Here is an 18,988-nt window from a genome sequence, read left to right on the forward strand (position 1 = left end):
GGGTGGTAAAGATGATTGATATTCAAAATATTACCGTGCGATTTGGAGAAATGAACGTGTTAAATAATATTTCCATGACCTTTGAGCAAGGGCAAATGATTGGGCTTGTTGCACCAAATGGAACGGGAAAATCTACATTTATGAATGTGTTGATGAATTATGTGAAACCGTTGAATGGCAAGATCGTTTTTAAAGATGGCCTATGTTACTCAACTAAACAAAATGAAGTGAAAATCCACACATTCGTGTCAATGATGCCAGACCAAAGTGACTTGTATAATCATTTAAGTGGGCGAGAGCATTTAAAAATGTTTGCTACGATGTGGAAATCGGATTTAAAACTGATTGACGAAACAATCGAAGCATTAAATATGGGGCATTATGTGAATAAAAAGACAGGTACCTATTCCCTTGGGATGCGCCAGCGTCTATGCTTTGCCATGCAAATTGTTACAAATACAGACATTATGATGATGGACGAAGTGATGAACGGGCTTGATCCAAATAATGTGGAAATTATTTCGAAAATATTATTAAAGAAAAAGGCGGAAGGGAAAATTATTATCATTGCCTCCCATTTACTTGATAATTTAGAGAAATATGCAGACCGAATTTTCTTATTTAACGAGGGAAAACTAATAGATACCAATCAAATAATAGAAGATTTTAGTCAAGCGCATATTAAAACGATTCGCATAAAAAATATGGAAAGTAATACGAAAAAACAGCTTCATGAGCTATATCCAAATATCAAACTTCAAACACTGACAAATGACATGACACTCATCCATTTACCAAGTTCTGAAGCCAGCTTATTAAGTTCACTTACATCTTTTTTAGTTGAGAGAAACGTAGTAGATTTTGCTTTTGGGAAAGTTACATTAAATGATTTGTATGCAATGTATTATCACGAAGAAAGCAATGTGACAGCTAGTTAAAGAGGAACAATCACTTTTATTGTTATAATTAGTTCTTGCTGTAAAATATAATGATTATTTACGGAGCTGCTTTTGACTTACTCTAGTTTCCAAAAACATAGTATTTACTACCTTTTCAGGTTAAGATTACATCCTCAGATAATTATTTATTGTTTGGTCATCATTGTTAAAATAATGTGAGACATATGAATGAAAAATTACGGTGACAGGTCCGCAGGTGATATACTGGTATATCTTAGTATAAGAAGAGGGGTAAAGCTATGAATAAATTTAATAAGACATTAGCATATATAAATGAATTACTTTATGAACCTAATAATTTAACAATAAAAGATATCCATGAAGAAACTCAAAACTCAAATTATGGGGCTGGGCTATTTCAGTTAAATTCTAAATCGGTTAGATTTAGAGTCGCAAAAATAACACCTAATAAGATAGGACAGTTTGTTTCCTTTTGGGAAAAGGATGAAACTAATAAAAACCAAGCATTCTCATATGATAATGCCACTGATTTATTGGTAATAAACACTTTTAATGATAATGGTGATTTTGGCCAATTCGTTTTTCCAAAAGAAGTTCTTTTAAAACAAAACATCCTTAAAACCGTTAATACAAAGGGTAAAATGGCAATTAGAGTTTATCCTAGTTGGGATACTCCCACTAGTCAACAAGCGCTAGCAACACAAAAATGGCAATTACCCTATTTTATTAAAATTGACGATGCTAGTAGTTTGTCAATACATGAGCTATTAAAATTATACTCCAACTAATTTTCTTAAACAAATGAATAAGCAACAGATTTATTACAGAAATTGCGCTATTCATATTTACTGAACAGTTTGAGGGAAGCAATAAATAAGGTATCAACTACTGATTACGATTATCAAGATTTTGAAAAGGATCTATTTAAAATAAGAGCCTTTCTACGATAAGCAAACACAGGGACGATTATTCAATTAACGCAGTCTCTTCTTATATTACCAGGGCAGTTTAGTTATTCTTTAATATTACGTGAAGCAAGGATGTGAGTGCATGTTTCAAGATGGATTTCCCAAACATTTAAATGAGGATGTGACGACAGTGGTTGGAATGATTCCTCATAAAACTTATAATCATGTCACGATTGCTGTGTCTGAGGATACTATCCACTATTTTCAAAATAATACCGTGATTAGATTTCCTTATCGTACCTACTACATTGATAGTTCAGATGAAGTTATAGAAAAACTAAGTCTACAACAAAAAATGATTTTGCATTGTATATATTCAAGAAGTTGTGATGGATTTGTACGTCAAAAGCATATTTATTCGTTGCTACAGATGGATTACGAAGACTGGGCTATTCCTTATATCGTCAAAATATGTGATGAATATGTCGTAGAGATAATAGAATTAGCCTATGCTATTTTAAAAGAGCAGGATACAGAACGGATTAAGAGATTTTGTCTTGAAAATATTGTGCCATTTTGCAAAAGCTATAATCGAATGATTAGCTATTGGAACGAATTTTACCGATATAGATACAATCATTTTCAAACATACATTGGCAGGAAGTTATTTAGAGATTGTTTTGGTTACTCTAAATCAATGGAGCGCAGGGCAAAGAGAATTGTGGAGCACTTAACCTAAAGTAACTGAGGCTTTAATTGAATAAGACTTATTTCATTTTACGAACGGGCCAGATTGTTGAGGAACATTTTCAACAAAATTGATATTATTGTTGAACTATCGAGTAAGGTTGTGAAGATTATTACTTAAACTAACGGCTCAGGATAGTTAAAGTATATTTAGGGCACGTTACTTCAAAAAAGGAGTAATCTAAATGAAAAACCCATTCTTAATTAGTTCATTTGTGTTTATATTTTTGTTCAGCTTTTCTATGTATTTAGGAAGTCCAGTTTATTCACAAACTACACCTTCAGATAAAAATGAGTATTTACATCCTGCAAATAAGGAAAAAGTTATTGATGAAACTGTAGATGAATTTTATCTGGCATTAAGAGACCTAAAATATCCTATACATCAGGAGGTTTTTCAAAGATATAAGCAGAAGTCAAAGCAACAGCAAAGGCATTTGGATACTGCTCTTTTTAAAGAAATGCCTGATGCATCTGTAAATGTTAGAAAAAAAATATTGTTCAATGAGGTAGAAAAATTAAATTATATTACTTTTGATGGAAATATTCTTCGTACCTACCCTAATATAGATATTAACTACCATCAGACCGTTAGCCCCGATAGGCAAGTTTATTTCTTTTATTCCTTTAAAGACACTGAAAAAGAATTTAAAGGTAATTATGCAATTTATGATGTGGAAACAAAAGAAATGGTGGCAGGTGGAAGTACTTATATGCCAAAGCTCAATCTTACAATGAACACTTATGATAAAGAAAGTTTAGAGAAAGTTGCAAAAGGGATGTATTCGTCTAGTTGAACTAACTGTAGCGATAGTTCAACTTCCTATAAGCAATTTTAGACATACTTTAGTTATTTCATTAAAGGCGCAATTCTGCAGCAAGAATTGTGCTTTGTGTAGAATTGAAATAAAGTTGCGATGTTTTAAAAAAAGATACGATGTTTATAAATTATCAAGACCTAATTTTAAAAAAGATAGAAAAATTAAACATACTAACATTAGTAGTACAAACCAGGGCCATGGTTTGTACTACTAATGTTAGTATGTTTCTTCTTTTACTAAAGCACCCGTTAGTTTAAGTGTAACTCTTCACAATTACTTGATATTATATAGTTAAGTAGAAATATAAATTAGAATTTAGTTTATAGTTATAAAAATAAGTTTTTTATACTCTTATAATTCTTCAAAAAGGAGAGTTTATGAAAAAGACTATTGTTTTTGTATTAACGATACTTATATTATTCTCGGGATTCGCAACACAAAGTTATGCGTTGTCAGATTCGAAATCTGTGGCAATACAAGCGTTGCTAGATGATGCCTCTCGTACATCAGGTGTGCCTGGAATGTCAATCTCAATACTTGCTAATGATGAAGTGTTCTACTTTTCTTCTGGGTATGCAGATCTTGAAAAGGGGTTGTCTGCAAGTGAAAATACACTCTATGAGTTGGCCTCGGTGAGTAAAGCTTTTACTGGTATGGGGATTCTGCTATTGGAAGAGCAAGGGCTGCTATCAATGACTGACCCTATCCAAAAATATTTACCTTGGTTTACGTTAAAGTATCAAGGTAAACCTGTTGATATGCAAAGCCTTACACTAAATAACTTCCTTCACCATACCAGCGGCTTAACAAATATTAGACATACTCAAAATATTCCACAAGGCAATACGCCTGATATGTTGCAAAAGACTGTGGAAACGCTGGTAGATGCTGAATTGGCGTTCTCTCCCAGTGAACAATATAACTATGGAACCGTTAATTATGACGTATTGGGTTTGGTTATTGAGATTGTATCACGACAAAGCTATGAAGACTTTATGAGGGAACAGGTATTTCTACCCTTAGGTCTTCACCAGACGTATGTTTATAAAGAAGATGCTCAAGCCACTGGACAGTTAGCACAGGGCTACCGTTCTTCCTTTTTCATAACAACTCCATTTAACGCTCCGGATTATGCTGGGAATAAACCTGCTGGCTATATCATTTCTAATACAAAAGATATGGCGCGTTGGATGGGCATACAGATGGGTATCGTGCAGGACATACCCGAAATATTTCACAGGGTTATCGAAAAATCACATAGGGGTGATATGTCTGTTTCGGCTGTCAACGATATGTATTATGCGGCAGGTTGGTCGGTAAACGCCGAACAAACGTTTATAGAACACACTGGGGGTAATCCGAATTTTAGAACCGAAGTAGCCATACTGCCAAATGAACGAACAGCCATCTGCTTACTGAGCAACGGCGCAAATACCAATATAAACCTGGTACTAAAAGTTAAAGATATATTAGACGGCAATCTAACTCAGTCATATGAGATAAGCGGCACACAGCTTTTGGACATCATTTTGTCGTCTACCACAATTATTCTTTGCCTATTGGCCGTTCTGTTATTTCTCTTAGGATTAAGAAAAAGGAAAACGAATGAGCAGCAGCCAATTACAAAAAAGAGAACAATCGTAACAATTATTTTCCTAATCGCTACGATTGCCCAGTGTATAATGTTTTTTGCCTTCGATTGGTCAACGATACTTATTTGGCAAACATATAGTGTTCTTACAGCTTTGATTTCGTCAACATTATTAACAGCAAGCATTACTTGGTATATACTCACCGATAAGATGCCTCGCTCCGAAAATAAGTATAATGTTAAGTAATTAAATTCCACTTTATCAATATTCTTAATTAAAAAAACATAAGACACCTCGGTGTCTTCTCAGACTGTAGACAAACTCGATGAATTTTGAGTTTGCCTACAGTCTTTTTTCTTTTACAATGAAATAAAGTAAAGCCGTTGATTTCCACTACGGGCGGACGCTTTCCGCGGGCGGGGTCGAGCTGCTTCCCTCGCTTCGCTCAGTCCAGGATCTCGACTTTCCCGCTTTTCCCGCAGGAGTCGCCGCCCTTCGTTCCAATCAACTTCTACATAAAGAATTCCTTATTCATCTATTGATAAAAAGTAAACTTTTGAGGTGATCAACCATGATGACGAAAAATCATACCAATGAACGTGAACAATTAGAAATGTTAACGATTGATCAATTAGTTCCCAACGATCATTTAGTGCGAAAACTGGAGGCTGCTATTGATTTTTCATTTATCTATCCTTTAGTAGAACATCTCTATTCACCTAATGGGCGTCCAAGTATTGATCCTGTTGTTCTCTTTAAAATGACGTTTATTCAATATGTTTTTGGCATTCGCTCCATGCGTCAAACGATCAAAGAAATTGAAACGAATATGGCGTATCGTTGGTTTTTAGGATTTGGCTTCCATACAGAAGTCCCGCATTTCTCTACCTTCGGTAAAAATTATGTCCGTCGCTTTCAAGACACTGATATATTTGAACAGATATTCTATCGTATTTTAAAAGAGATTATGCATCAAGGACTCCTCCATGCAGACCATCTATTTATTGATTCTACGCATGTGAAAGCGAGTGCCAATAAACGGAAGTATGATAAAAAGGTCGTGCGAAAAGAAACACGGGCTTATGAAGAAAAACTTCAATTAGAGTTAAATATGGATCGTGAAGAACACGGAAAAAAAGCCCTTTCCCCCGGAGAAGTTTGAAAAGGAAGAATGGAAAGAAATAAAGGAAAGCACGACAGATCCTGAAAGTGGGTATTACGTGAAGGATGAACGTACGAAACAGTTTGCATATTCCTTTCATGCAGCCACAGATGAAAAGGGCTTTGTCTTAGGTGCCATTGTGACTCCGGGAAATGTGCACGATAGCCATGTATTACAGCCACTTGTGGAAAGGGTCATTCAAAATGTTCAAAAACCAATCGCTGTTGCGGCAGATGCAGCCTATAAAACACCAGCGATTACGAACTTTTTGTTAGAGAATCAAATGTTGCCTGTTCTTCCGTATACACGTCCTAAAACGAAAGATGGATTCTTCCGAAAGCACGAGTATACATATGACGAGCACTATAATTGTTATCTTTGCCCACAAGGGCAGATATTGAAGTATGCGACAACGACGAAGGAAGGATATCGCCAATATAAATCGAATCCTTTGATTTGTGCGAAGTGTCCAAGCCTTTCCCAATGTACAGAAAGTAAGCATCATCAAAAACTCATTCAACGCCATATTTGGGAGTCGTATGTGGAGGAAGCTGAACATTTACGCCATTCCTATGACATCAAACAAATTTATGCAAAGCGCAAAGAAACGATTGAGCGTGTCTTTGCCGATGCAAAAGAAAAGCATGGTATGCGATGGACAACCTTAAGAGGTCTAAAAAAATTGTCCATGCAGGCGATGCTTACTTTTGCTGCCATGAATTTAAAGAAACTGGCTACTTGGACGTGGCAAGTAGCTTAAGAGAGCAACTAAGCTCGAAGAGTATGTTGAATTTGGTAGTATATTACCAAATGTTAAAAATAAAATAGGAAGAAAAATGACAAAAACCATCGAGAGTGAACTTCTCGATGGGCTTTTGTCTACAGTCTGGAAACTGCATAAATTTTTATGCAGTTTTTTCTTTACTTTCAAATAATTATTTTGTAAGATAAAGCCAACTTCAAAAGTGGCCAGACCACTTTTGAATTCATTCAGTAAGAGACGCCATCATCTGAAGGTGGTGGATTTTGTTTCTTTTTAGTAGGTACCCAAACACCTACTGAATGAAGATAAAGCCTTTGGATGCATTGTTTATCTGCGCGAAAGGAAAGCGACAGCAATAATTATTCCAAGGCAAATAGATTGACCGAGGAGTTGATCGTATGGATAAAAAAACCGAACAAAAGAAAGTGTTTTTAGATATCGTCCAACAATTACGACAACTTATTAAAATAGAAAAAACACAGGCTGGTGAAAAGTCACCTTCCGAAAGAGTCTTTTCAGAACGTCTAGGTGTCAGGCGATCCTCTGAGAGAGAGGCATTGCGAAGTTTAGAGTTATTAGGTCTTATTGAAACGAGACATGGGGAAGGTATGTTTCTAGCTTCTACATAAAAGCATCAGCTCGTAGAAATATTGTCGATGTTTATATTAGAAGACATGAAAAGGAAGCCATTCGCATTATAAGTTGTACAGAAACTCTGCGAACACTACCAGTGTGGGGCAGTTTTTTTGTAAAGCTAGAGATAGAAAGTACGATTAATTGTCAGGATGTTTTACGAGAAATAATCATCACGTCAGGAAATCGTCTTTCACTAAAAGTCTAGTTTCAGTTAGCGGTTTATGCTGATGACCGTTTAAATCGAAACTCAACAGAAGAAGAAAAATTATCATTCAAACTATGTTGAAATCGATGCAGCTTGGCTATAAAAAAGAAGCATTAAAAGCTTACCAACAGTGGATGAATGCTGAACAAGGCATTTAGACAACAAAGGGGGAGTAAAACATGGTAATACGTAGCTTATTTAGTAAAAAGAAAGAGGACGGACAGGAAAAGGGATTTCCAGAAGGACTTATGACAAAATGTCCAGAATGCCGTCACATTCAGTTAACAAAGGAATTAGAAAAAAATCATAAAGTGTGTACAAAATGCGACCATCATTTCAAAATGACTGCACAGGAGCGCATAGCATATTTCTTAGATGAAGGTTCATTTGTTTCAATGGATGATCATTTACAAACAAGTAATCCACTTAATTTCCCTGATTATGTAGAAAAAATTTCAGTGGCTAAACAACAAACGGGATTAAGCGAAGCTGTACTGACTGGGTTAGGAACTCTTGATGGAGAAGAAATTGTTGTAGCCATTATGGATTCTCATTTCCGTATGGGCTCAATGGGCTCCGTTGTAGGAGAAAAAATCACACGTGCCGTTGAAAAAGCTATTGAATTACGTGTACCGGTTATTATCTTTACTGCTAGTGGTGGAGCGCGCATGCAAGAAGGTATTCTATCATTAATGCAAATGGTAAAAACGAGTGTGGCATTAAAACGTCATAGTGAAGAAGGACTATTATTTATTTCGATCATGACGCACCCTACATACGGTGGCGTTTCAGCAAGCTTTGCTTCTGTTGGAGATATTAATATTGCTGAACCACAAGCATTGATTGGCTTTGCTGGTCGCCGTGTCATTGAAGAAACATTAAGAGAAAAATTACCAAATGATTTCCAAAAATCAGAGTTTTTACTAGCACATGGTCAGCTTGATGCAATTTTCCATAGGAAGGATTTACGAAACCAAGTAGCAATACTTGTAAAAATGCATACAAAAGGCGGTGTGCAACATGTCTAAAAATTTAGCTTTTGAAGAACCAGTAGTACAATTACGAGAAAAAATTGATGAATTAAAAACGATTGCTACAGAGGCAAATGTAGACATGACAGGCGAAATCGAAAAGCTTGAAACACGTCTAACACAGCTAGAACAATCTATTTATGCCAATATGAAGCCATGGGATCGTGTACAGGTTGCTAGACATCCAGAACGACCAACAACTTTACAATATATAGAAGCTATGTGTGAAAACTTTATTGAGTTACATGGAGATCGTACATTTGGTGATGATGCAGCTATTCTTGGAGGAATTGCTCTCTTTGAAGGACAGCCCGTAACAATTGTTGGACATCAGCGCGGAAAATCAACTAAAGAAAATATTAGACGAAATTTTGGTATGCCACACCCTGAAGGATATCGTAAGGCATTACGCTTAATGAAGCAAGCTGAGAAATTTAAGCGCCCAATTATTTGTTTTATTGATACAAAAGGAGCCTATCCGGGTAAGGCAGCCGAGGAACGCGGCCCAAGTGAAGCCATTGCTAGAACTCTCTCTGAAATGGCCATTCTAACAGTACCAGTTATTAGTATTGTTATTGGGGAAGGCGGAAGTGGAGGTGCCATTGCATTAGGGGTAGCTAATCGCGTCTTTATGTTAGAGAACTCAACGTATTCGGTTATCTCGCCTGAAGGGGCTGCATCGATCTTATGGCGAGATGGTAGCCTAGGGAAGCAAGCTGCAGAAGCAATGCGGATAACAGCACCTGACTTAAAAGAGCTTGACGTTATTGATGGAATAATCCCTGAAATAACGGGTGGAGCACACCGCAATGTTGTGAAGCAAGCATTTTATATAAAAGAATGTATAAGCGTCACACTAAAAGCATTGAATTCCCTAAATGGCGAACAATTAATTGAAGATCGCTATGAGAAATTCAGAAAGATTGGACAATATACAGAAGCTTAAATTCATTTTTAGGTTTTTGGACATGTGAATTTGTTCGTAAAGAGAGAAAAATTGTTTCTTAAATAAATTAATATCCCAATGAATGATGGAAGAAAAAAGAGTTGTAGTTTGTAAAAAAGATTGATCTTTTAAAACCCATTCATTTTGATCAAACTTTTATCAAAATGAATGGGTTTCTTCTATAAAAAAATCAACGTTTGTAACAAACTTTTAATCAAACTTTATTCCAAACCAACATGAGCTAATATCGATTCTATTTAGAAAATCGTGAATTAAAGCCTAAAATATACAAAAGGTAATTATAATAATTCGATATTAAAATAATCGTTTTTTATCAATCATGTTTTCATGGGTTATTTTTATTTTTATAGTTAAAACATTTGAGTGAATTCTATGAGGAATAAAAAAGAAGACACCAAAATCTAAACTTATTTGACAATTAAGTAAAGTTTGGACTTTGATGTCTATGTACAAGTCATTTCGTCTCACTATTATTAGTATACTTTTCAATGAAACATAACTTCCTATAATTTATATTATGTAAACTAAAATTATTTGGCGTGGAGGAGGGCTTAGACACGTCAACTACCCATAAGCTGTTGTATATATGGACAAAACTGTCTCCCCCTTTAGTGAATTTGTTTAATTGGCAAGATTTATACTGCATATACTGTTTAAGGTAACTCCAACTCCACACGTTTTGACGCTTATTCATCATCTGATAAATAAGCTGTTATTGAACGAACTTGTTCGTAGCCAGTTGCCATTAAAAATGTTGGAGCGCGTCCATAACTTTTAGCTCCGACTATATAGAAGTCCTTTTCTGGTTGGCGCAGAATTTTTTCTCCATGCGCTCTTACTGTGCCACAACTATGCTTCACCACCATAGGCTTCTGCTACAAATTTTTTACGCATAATCCACACTAGCTTTGTTGCAGTATTCTCTGCTTGTAATTCAGCGAGTACCAATAATGTATTACTAGCCGAATGACCACCACCAATAACTGCAATTTACTTATTGACATATCTCTTAGTCTTCTTATTAATGTATAGGATACCATATTCAATGTGATCTACTAATGCTTTTTCATTTTATAGCCATCCCCCTTTAGAATTTGCTGGGTTTGGATTTCCCCATGCACCCGTTGCATAACAGCTCTCGCTTCAATAATCAGGAAATCTTAGTAAAAGATGTTTACAAACAACTTAAAGAAAGATATACTTACGAAGTAAACAAAAAATTCTTAAGGAGGTCGAATGAAATGATCGTTATCGTTAAATTGATTTCATTGGTAGCTACAACTTCAGTAAAAATGAAAATCACACATTCGACCAGATCGGAATGGATCGCTTAAGTTTTTTGTAATTAAGCATACCCATACCGCAGGGAGAAGTGTGCCCCTGCGGTATTTTTGTGCCTTTTTTTACCGTAGAGGAGTCTCTCTACGGTTTTTTTCATTTTTCATGGTAATTTAAGGAGGTGATAATAAATGATATTAAACATTTTTGCTCTCACGATAACTATTACAAAACGTAAGATCTCTCGTGAGCAAGCACTTCATAATGAAAATGTGAAAAAAATCTTTGAAGAGAACCAAAGAAAAATTGAAAGTTATATTCGTATTCGTCAATATTAATTTTGTTAATTAAAAAACAAGAAAGGTGGGAATTGAAATGATTTATATGATTAAAAGACGTCATGCAGTTTTATGGCTGGAGAAAGACACAACCACCAGATGAAGTAATATAAAGTGACAATTAATCACAGTAAAGCAACCCGTTCTAATCTAGGACGGGTTGCTTTAGGAGTCACTTTTTAAGCGATGTTTTATACATACAACTTGATGTAATTTAAGAAAATGCTGAATTACAATGTTAGGGAAATTCTAATTCTAAAAAGCGGAATTCCTCGATACTAAAATTGAACTTGGCATTTTTTATCTTAATTCCATTATTCCGTTAGCCATCCATGTAGCGCAAAAACAGCGCCCCATTGTGGAAGATCCTAAGCAGATGTCTTCTTAAATTAAAGCCCTCGTTAGTTTAAGATAGTACATAATTATAATAAGGTTCACCTTCTTTTCTTAATGTAATTAGTTTCTATATATATATCCTTACCAGCGATTTATCGCTATTTTCATTAAGACAACGTATAATAAGAGAAGCAGAAGAAAAAGAATTCATTTTTCCTCTAGTTAAAAAAAGAGGTGCAATTATTTGAAACAGTTTGAAACAGCATTACCTGAGCAGTATGAAACATTAAAAAAACAGGCAAATTATACGTCTAGCTGGCGAGAGCGTTTAGACGCAGTCGAAAAGTTATCGGCTTATCAACATGACAAAATCATAGATTTATTAATAAATCGTATGCAACATGATACTGTCTACAAGGTGCAAGTAGCAGCCTATGAAGCACTTGCGGCGCTTGGCGAAGACGTAGAGAAGCCATCACCTGCACGTTTTGATATTATCAAAGGAACAGACAAAATTTTCCTGCGGGTTAAAAAGAGCTTGCCGAAGGATCATACAGTGGCAGACTTTGCGGATAAACTAAAACGTATGCGTTTAGATGTCTTTGATGCGTATGAAGGCGATAAAGGTGTACAATTTATGAACTGGTTAGAGGAACGTTGGGCAAAATTGTAATCAGTAGTTTTGCGATTTATGAAGGAAAGTCATTCTCTCCACTTGTGGAGGGAATGGCTTTTTCTTATCTTACGCTGCGGTTCATCGAAACTAATATTAACTTGTATTACTTCTTTTCTTTGATCATCTATCTTCTTTATTGTTTAATGATAAAACAAACACCTTATTAAACTAATTTGCTCCTTTAATTTAAGTGAAAATCTTCACAATTTCATTACTCCATAACAATTTTCTTTAAATATGTTACTCAAGAAAATTGTTATGGAGTAACAAGTTAAACAACACTCTTCAACTAAACTGCCCCGTTAGTACAATAATAAAGAAAAAGATGGTTGCCTACCCTACCCTACCCAACTTGAAGTCGTTGCTAGTTCAAAAAATGTTGGCAGATGACATTTAAAATTTTCTTAGAAATTAATCAATTAGCCTCCATTTTTAGAGAGCTATTATTTATCAATATATTAAAAAAGGATAACCTATCATCCATAGAACCCCTCCAATTTCTTTTTACAACCATTTTATAAAAGAGTTGTAATTGAAGGATAGGAAGGATTAAAAAATGCAGTTTTAAAGCGTCAAATTACAGGTTTTTATTCAGATAACACACTCTGCATAATTACTATCGTAGCCCTTTGCATAAAAAGCTGTATAAACAATATTCAAAGGAAAATCCAAGAAATGTTAGTTTAACAGCATTTCTTGGATTTCGGTTTCTTTCCAAACTTTCATTTAATATTGTTATTAAACGTTTACTAGTGGATAAAAATTATTAATCTTGAGATAGGTGTAACCAATCAAGCAAACTAAAAGGACTGTCTCCGTTGAAGAAGTATCATTTAAATGCAATGATTCAACTACTTTTTAATATTTATTACTTTGTATCCAATAAATAAAATTAAAAACCAAACTGGGGCGACATATAGAGCAACACGCATATCTGGAATAAACGCCATTAACACAATAACCATTAATAAGAATGCAATGGCAATGTACGTAGAAAGTGGATAAAGCGGAATTTTGAATTTCAGTTCAGCTACTTCCTCTTTCGTTTTTGACTTTCTAAATCTCAATTGTGCTAATAAAATAATCATCCAGCTTGTAATGACTGCAACCGTCGCAACAGCAGAAATATAGATAAACACTTTTTCAGGTACTATATAGTTTAAGACAACCGCCATTAATAATACCGCTGAAGAAAATAAAACGCCTCTATGCGGACTACCGTTTTTGCTTACTGTTTTAAAATATTTCGGACCATTTTTTTGTACCGATAAGTTGTGTAGCATACGCCCTGAACCGTATAAACCACTATTAAATGCAGACATTGCTGCTGTAATAACAACAAAGTTAATAATGTGAGCCGCAGCAGGGATGCCGACATAATCGAAAATTTGAACGAACGGGCTACCTTCTGAACCAACTTCATTCCAAGGATAAATAACCATCATAACGCCTAATGCACCAATATAGAAAATTAAAATACGCCAAACGATATTGTTAATAGCTGAAGGAATGGATTTGCTAGGATTTTCAGCTTCGCCTGCAGAAATACCAACTAATTCAACCCCACCAAATGAGAACATAACCAATACTAGTGACATTAAAATACCATGGAAACCGTTTGGCATGAAGCCACCGTGTGCCCATAAATTATCGAAGCCAATTGCTTCACCATGGTTGCCAACACCGAAGAAAATAATGGCTAATCCTAGAACGATCATACCGATAATCGCAACAACTTTAATCATCGCAAACCAGAATTCGAATTCTCCGTAAGCTTTTACATTTGCTAGGTTTACAAGCGTCATAATAACAAGGACTACAAGAGCAGTTACCCATTGTGGAATATCAGGGAACCAGTAGTTAATGTATACACCGACTACTGTTAATTCTGCCATGCCAACGACAATCCACATGAACCAATACGTCCAACCGGATAAGAACCCCGCAAAGCGTCCTAAATATTTATTCGCGTACGTGCTGAACGAGCCTGATACTGGTTCCTCTACTGCCATTTCTCCTAATGCACGCATAATTGTGAAAATAACTAATCCACCAATTAAATAAGCTAGTAGAATAGATGGTCCAGCCATTTGAATTGTTGAACTAGAGCCATAAAATAAACCGACCCCAATGGATCCACCAAGTGCAATTAATTGCATGTGACGAGTACTTAATCCGCGCTTTAGCTGTGAATCTTGATGATTATCTTTCATAATGTCTTACTCCTAATACGTTTAGATTTTCAAATACTTGCTCAAAAAAGGAATAAAAAAACGCCCTTTTGGATTAACCAAAAGGACGATTCAACTCGTGTTACCACCTTTAATTTATAAGCAATTCACATTACTTACCTTAAGAAGTACGGTCATTTGACGATACTCTCGCACATGATTACGGGTGCTTACCGACGTAGCCTACTTAGAATAATCTTTTCGGTACGCAGCTCCAAGATGAATTCCCAATCGTTTTACATGCACCTCTCATCAACCGGTAACTTTCTGTTCGTAAAAATAATTGATACTATTTCTTTTCATAGCCTTTGTTCTATACAAATATTTTTGAATTATTTTTCATTTTACACAAAAAAAATATTTTGTCAATAAAATTTTTCAATTAAAGCTATAAAGCATAATATAACAAGAATATTTGATATGAATCATACATATATTGATTTTAATATTTCATTAAAACAGAAGTCTATTATGATCCTAAGAAGGATTTATAATATATGCGAGAATTATCTATAAAGATAGGATGATGACAATTATTGAAAAATCGGTTCTTGCTATGGTTATTTTACGTGTATTGTCTGGAAGTATTGAAGTAAGTGCTGGCTTATTGATGCTAAAGTTGAATAATTTAGAAAAAGCATTCTATATTAATACAATGCTTGCATTGGTTGGTCCAACAGCTTTAATCGTAACGACAGCAATTGCACTATTTGGACTAGCTGATAAAATTCCTGTGACGAGAATCATTTGCTTATTTACGGGAATAACACTTATTATTATTAGCTCACATATTAAGTAATATAGACACTCCGCGTTCTAATGCTAATTAAACTCTTTCTTACAAACATCACATTTATGAGGCATACCTTTTCGCCCTTTTTAAACAATATCTTTTAGATTATTTAGTTTGCTGTAGCGTGTGACGACGCTGCGTTTTTTTTTTATGTATAAGTAACCACTACCTGCACAAATTTATATTAAGTGTATCGCACGCACTTATTCGGTTGTGGCGTTGGTTGACCGCCACAACCTCCCTCATTCAGGGTCACCGTAACTCAGTGACCCTTTTCTAATTTCTATTGTCAGATTGTTTAGTAACATTACACTGCATCAGGCAGTTTTCTACTTGAATAAAGAATGTATCTATAAAGCAATTTCTTTCAGCTTAACAACGATCAACAATATTTCTTGACCTCTACCCATGTAGATAAATAAGTTCTTCTATCTTTGTCTTTGTCAGTGTACTCTGCATCTTGCCTAGTGCCAAAATCCCCTTAAATTATTGATTCCAGTAAATTAAACTTCTGCGATACAATCCCTGACCTCTACCTCTTATATACACAAAACTCTTCTAGTACTTCTTTTCTTGTTTTAGCTTAGGTTAGATTTTGTCTGACAATTGAAAGTGCTATTAATTGTTACGTTGAATATTTAATTCATCTTAAGGAGAATCTAGATTAAATGATAATTATTATGTAAACTAAAGTTATTTTGCAGTGAGAAGAGTCTTGCTTACAATCAAATTCTCTTATGTACATGACATCTGTATATTGTAAATGGACAAGAACTTTCGGACAAATTTATAAGCAATGCTCATCTAGTATTTTGAGTGTCAGACAATTAAAATTCAACATATTTTGTCATTACCCATGAGTATGTCCTATAAAGGTTCATCCCCTGATAATGCCACTATTTCATTTGTAATTTCTTATATGTTTTATACATTTTTTGTGACAAAAAATGAGTCTCGTGGTTTCTTAAAAGTATAAAACATAGTACCAAACTCCCCTTTTACATATTTTTTTATAATTTCAATATAAATATATAGTGTAAATATGCTTGATTTAGATGTATTTAGCTACATTAACAGCATATTTGCTTAATTATGTGATTGATATTATTATCTTCGTGAAAGGAAAAAACAGCACTTACTGTAGCATCATCTAGAGTAGGGCAAATTAATCATTATAAAATTGGACGCTTCAAGAATTAAAAAATGAGATATTGGAGAGTGAAGAAAAATGAAAAGTAACAAGATAATTTTGTGTGCTATGATGACAAGCTTTTTGTTTGTAACCGGTAATATATATACAGCAAAGGCTACTGAAATTCCTGAAAATACCCATAATATTATTAAACAACAAGGTGTATCAATCGAAGATATTGATAAAAAAATTGATAATATGATAGCTAGTATCCCACCACTTTTTGGCTTTTTACCATATAATCGTTTTCCTTATATGTTTGGAGAAAGTGTTGATGTTTCGGGGATAAATATAGAGAACACTAATGTTACTAGTGTCGTTCCGCTGTTTATTGGTTCAAATACATTTGAAAATAGAACTGATCGACTAATAACCTATAATACTAGCTCTTTTAGTAAATCAATTACAGATTCAACAACTACTCAAACCCTACACGGTTTTAAGACAGCCTTTGAAGCATCAGGTAAAGTTGGAATTCCCTTAGTAACTGAAGGGCAAATTAAAACGACGCTTGAGTATAATTTTTCTAATACTGATTCTACCACAAAAAGTGTGACTACAACTTACACAGCAACTCCACAATCTATTCCAGTACCACCATATACAAAAACTAGAACAGATGTATACTTAAATCAGGTATCTATCTCTGGAAATGTTGAAATTTATGCAGATGCTATTACAGGTATAAAAGCTGAATCTTCTGGGACAGTAATTTCAATTGGTGCTGGTCTTGATTTAGCTAGTAACACTTATGGGCTAATTAGATCTCCAAAAGACCCAGATCGAGTACGGGCAATAGGGAGTGGGAAATTTAACTTAATTCATGGGGCAGATTTTTTTGCCATAACATATGACATAACATATGGGGAAGCATCTGCAAGAATAATAGACGTCAGAGAATTTTCTTTAAAATAATATTAAACTTTACTTAAAGATGGGATTCCTATGGCATCCCACCTTTTTTAAGTAGTTCTATTTTGGAATAACTAACTACTCTTTTATAAACAAAAATGAATTAACGGATTCGAGCCTTACGGAATCCATCGAAGATACTGAGTGTTGCAGATAAAATGAATACGATGATGACGCCGACGACTATCCATATTTCCAATTGCTTAGTTGTTATGGTAAATAATTTACTCATGTACGTTATAAATTCTTGGTTCATTAAATTTGGATTGCTTAAGATAACAATGAATACAACGGTTGCGAAAAGCTCAACAATAGTATTAAAGATTGCCATTTTTTTCGTCCATTGTCCTTTCAATAATTTGTAGAGAGCTAACCCAATTTCGAGAGCGATGACAGCGATAACAATTGGCCAATAACGAAGTAAAACATCCTGATTGAAAGCTGGCATTACGAAGTTGAGGCCATCACCACCGCCTTCATATATACCTACAAGGTGATTTGCATAAAAATAAAGAGTTGCCCAAATCGCCGTCCACATTAAATAGCCAAATACTTCAAGCTTCGTAATCGCTTTTTTCTTTGGAATATAAATAATGTTTTTCAAATCTTCAGGGGTCCATTTTGTTAGGCTTGCTGACAACGGATGCTGATCTTTTCCTTTATCTGTTCGTTCAATAATGACGAATACGAGTGTTAGCCAGAAAAAGACATGTATTCCTACTTCGATGATTCTCCATATTCCTTCACCCATAATCGTGAGGACGGCATTAATAATCACTTCTTCCCCACCAAAACCAATAAAGTATTCGGCAATAATCGAAATTAACGCAATGACAGCGGCAATTGGGACAATCATTTTTAATAACGATAAATATACATCAAAATAGCGTGGACCAATTAAATGCATTGGTTGATCTCGATAACCACTCGCTAATGCTGCTGGGTTCCCTAATTTTTCAAGTACATCCTTTACATCATCCTCACTGTAATCGTCAGGTAGCATATCCTCAATGGTTGATCGTAACTCAAGTGCGATATCCTCACGATTTTTTTCAGGCAGCCTCCGAGTGACCTCTTGAATATAAATCTCAGTCAGATTCATCTTGATCATCATCTCCTTGTAATAACTCATAAAGTTCTTTTGAATTGTTAATCCATTCTCTTTTTAATTGCAAAAATACCTCTAATCCATAGTCACTTAATACATAATACTTACGCGGTCTACTCTCTGATGTATCCCAGCTGCTCGTCACTAACTCTTGTTTTTCTAAACGGCGAAGCAATGGATATAAGGTACTTTGATCGATGTTAATGCCCGCTTCCTCTAATAATTGAACAAGTGAATACCCATACTGGGGTGTTCGTAATTGACTTAAAACGGCTAATGTCAGCGTTCCTCTCCTAAGTTCTGTCGTTAATGAATTCAGTAACGTACTCATTCACTCACCTCAATTCCACTTACTATATGACATACACTGTA

General features: G+C 34.8%; 14 protein-coding genes, 3 pseudogenes and 1 other annotated feature. Of the genes and pseudogenes, 13 read left to right on the plus strand and 4 right to left on the minus strand.

Annotated features, from left to right (window positions below):
- The first annotated feature begins 11 nt into the window (after window positions 1-11).
- The 9 genes and pseudogenes from NV349_RS11195 to NV349_RS11235 all read left to right on the plus strand — a co-directional run bounded on the left by NV349_RS11195 (window position 12) and on the right by NV349_RS11235 (window position 9,731).
- On the plus strand, window positions 12-938 hold the full coding sequence (locus NV349_RS11195; RefSeq protein ID WP_271913476.1) for an ABC transporter ATP-binding protein: 927 nt from the start codon (window positions 12-14) through the stop codon (window positions 936-938).
- A 260-nt stretch (window positions 939-1,198) separates the two neighbouring features.
- Window positions 1,199-1,708 (plus strand): MepB family protein, encoded by a 510-nt coding sequence (locus NV349_RS11200; protein WP_089933558.1) that lies wholly within the window; start codon window positions 1,199-1,201, stop codon window positions 1,706-1,708.
- 262 nt (window positions 1,709-1,970) lie between these two features.
- Entirely contained in the window at window positions 1,971-2,567 is a 597-nt protein-coding gene (locus NV349_RS11205; protein ID WP_271913477.1) for a hypothetical protein, read from the plus strand.
- A 193-nt stretch (window positions 2,568-2,760) separates the two neighbouring features.
- Window positions 2,761-3,372, plus strand: a complete 612-nt coding sequence (locus NV349_RS11210) for a hypothetical protein (RefSeq protein WP_271913478.1) — start codon at window positions 2,761-2,763, stop codon at window positions 3,370-3,372.
- A gap of 401 nt (window positions 3,373-3,773) precedes the next feature.
- Window positions 3,774-5,234: a serine hydrolase domain-containing protein gene (locus tag NV349_RS11215; RefSeq protein ID WP_271913479.1), complete on the plus strand. Its 1,461-nt coding sequence runs from the start codon at window positions 3,774-3,776 to the stop codon at window positions 5,232-5,234.
- 325 nt (window positions 5,235-5,559) lie between these two features.
- Window positions 5,560-6,910 (plus strand): annotated as a pseudogene (locus NV349_RS11220) (IS1182-like element ISBsp5 family transposase).
- 401 nt (window positions 6,911-7,311) lie between these two features.
- Window positions 7,312-7,912 (plus strand): annotated as a pseudogene (locus tag NV349_RS11225) (FadR/GntR family transcriptional regulator).
- Between the two features lie 21 nt (window positions 7,913-7,933).
- Window positions 7,934-8,782, plus strand: coding sequence for an acetyl-CoA carboxylase, carboxyltransferase subunit beta (gene accD, locus NV349_RS11230; protein WP_271913481.1), 849 nt, complete (start codon window positions 7,934-7,936; stop codon window positions 8,780-8,782).
- Window positions 8,775-9,731: an acetyl-CoA carboxylase carboxyltransferase subunit alpha gene (locus NV349_RS11235; protein WP_036126268.1), complete on the plus strand. Its 957-nt coding sequence runs from the start codon at window positions 8,775-8,777 to the stop codon at window positions 9,729-9,731. Before accD ends, NV349_RS11235 begins: the two co-directional genes overlap by 8 nt.
- A 642-nt stretch (window positions 9,732-10,373) precedes the next feature.
- Here NV349_RS11235 and NV349_RS11240 read toward each other — a convergent pair.
- Window positions 10,374-10,880, minus strand: a pseudogene (locus tag NV349_RS11240) (flavoprotein); the annotation flags it as partial.
- A gap of 341 nt (window positions 10,881-11,221) precedes the next feature.
- Here NV349_RS11240 and NV349_RS11245 point away from each other — a divergent pair.
- The gene (locus tag NV349_RS11245) at window positions 11,222-11,368 is read left to right on the plus strand and encodes a YrzI family small protein (protein ID WP_080717122.1); all 147 of its coding nucleotides are present in this window, start codon (window positions 11,222-11,224) and stop codon (window positions 11,366-11,368) included.
- Window positions 11,369-11,948: 580 nt separating this feature from the next.
- Window positions 11,949-12,377 (plus strand): HEAT repeat domain-containing protein, encoded by a 429-nt coding sequence (locus tag NV349_RS11250; protein ID WP_036126241.1) that lies wholly within the window; start codon window positions 11,949-11,951, stop codon window positions 12,375-12,377.
- Between the two features lie 854 nt (window positions 12,378-13,231).
- On the opposite strand, the gene NV349_RS11255 is transcribed toward NV349_RS11250, so the two are convergent.
- A complete protein-coding gene (locus NV349_RS11255; protein WP_271913485.1) occupies window positions 13,232-14,593 on the minus strand; it encodes an amino acid permease in 1,362 nt (453 codons plus the stop codon).
- A gap of 78 nt (window positions 14,594-14,671) precedes the next feature.
- Window positions 14,672-14,923, minus strand: a binding site (T-box leader).
- 211 nt (window positions 14,924-15,134) lie between these two features.
- Between NV349_RS11255 and NV349_RS11260 the strand changes: the two genes are divergently transcribed.
- The gene (locus NV349_RS11260; RefSeq protein ID WP_058843557.1) at window positions 15,135-15,410 is read left to right on the plus strand and encodes a YqhV family protein; all 276 of its coding nucleotides are present in this window, start codon (window positions 15,135-15,137) and stop codon (window positions 15,408-15,410) included.
- A gap of 1,222 nt (window positions 15,411-16,632) precedes the next feature.
- A complete protein-coding gene (locus NV349_RS11265) occupies window positions 16,633-17,511 on the plus strand; it encodes an epsilon-toxin family protein (RefSeq protein ID WP_271913487.1) in 879 nt (292 codons plus the stop codon).
- A gap of 100 nt (window positions 17,512-17,611) precedes the next feature.
- On the opposite strand, the gene NV349_RS11270 is transcribed toward NV349_RS11265, so the two are convergent.
- Entirely contained in the window at window positions 17,612-18,610 is a 999-nt protein-coding gene (locus NV349_RS11270) for an HAAS signaling domain-containing protein (RefSeq protein WP_036126232.1), read from the minus strand.
- Entirely contained in the window at window positions 18,597-18,947 is a 351-nt protein-coding gene (locus NV349_RS11275) for a PadR family transcriptional regulator (protein WP_036126229.1), read from the minus strand. The genes NV349_RS11270 and NV349_RS11275 overlap by 14 nt, the downstream gene beginning before the upstream one ends.
- Window positions 18,948-18,988 lie beyond the last annotated feature (41 nt).

The sequence above is a fragment of the Lysinibacillus sp. OF-1 genome, assembly GCF_028356935.1.
In the GTDB taxonomy this organism is placed as follows: domain Bacteria; phylum Bacillota; class Bacilli; order Bacillales_A; family Planococcaceae; genus Lysinibacillus; species Lysinibacillus fusiformis_D.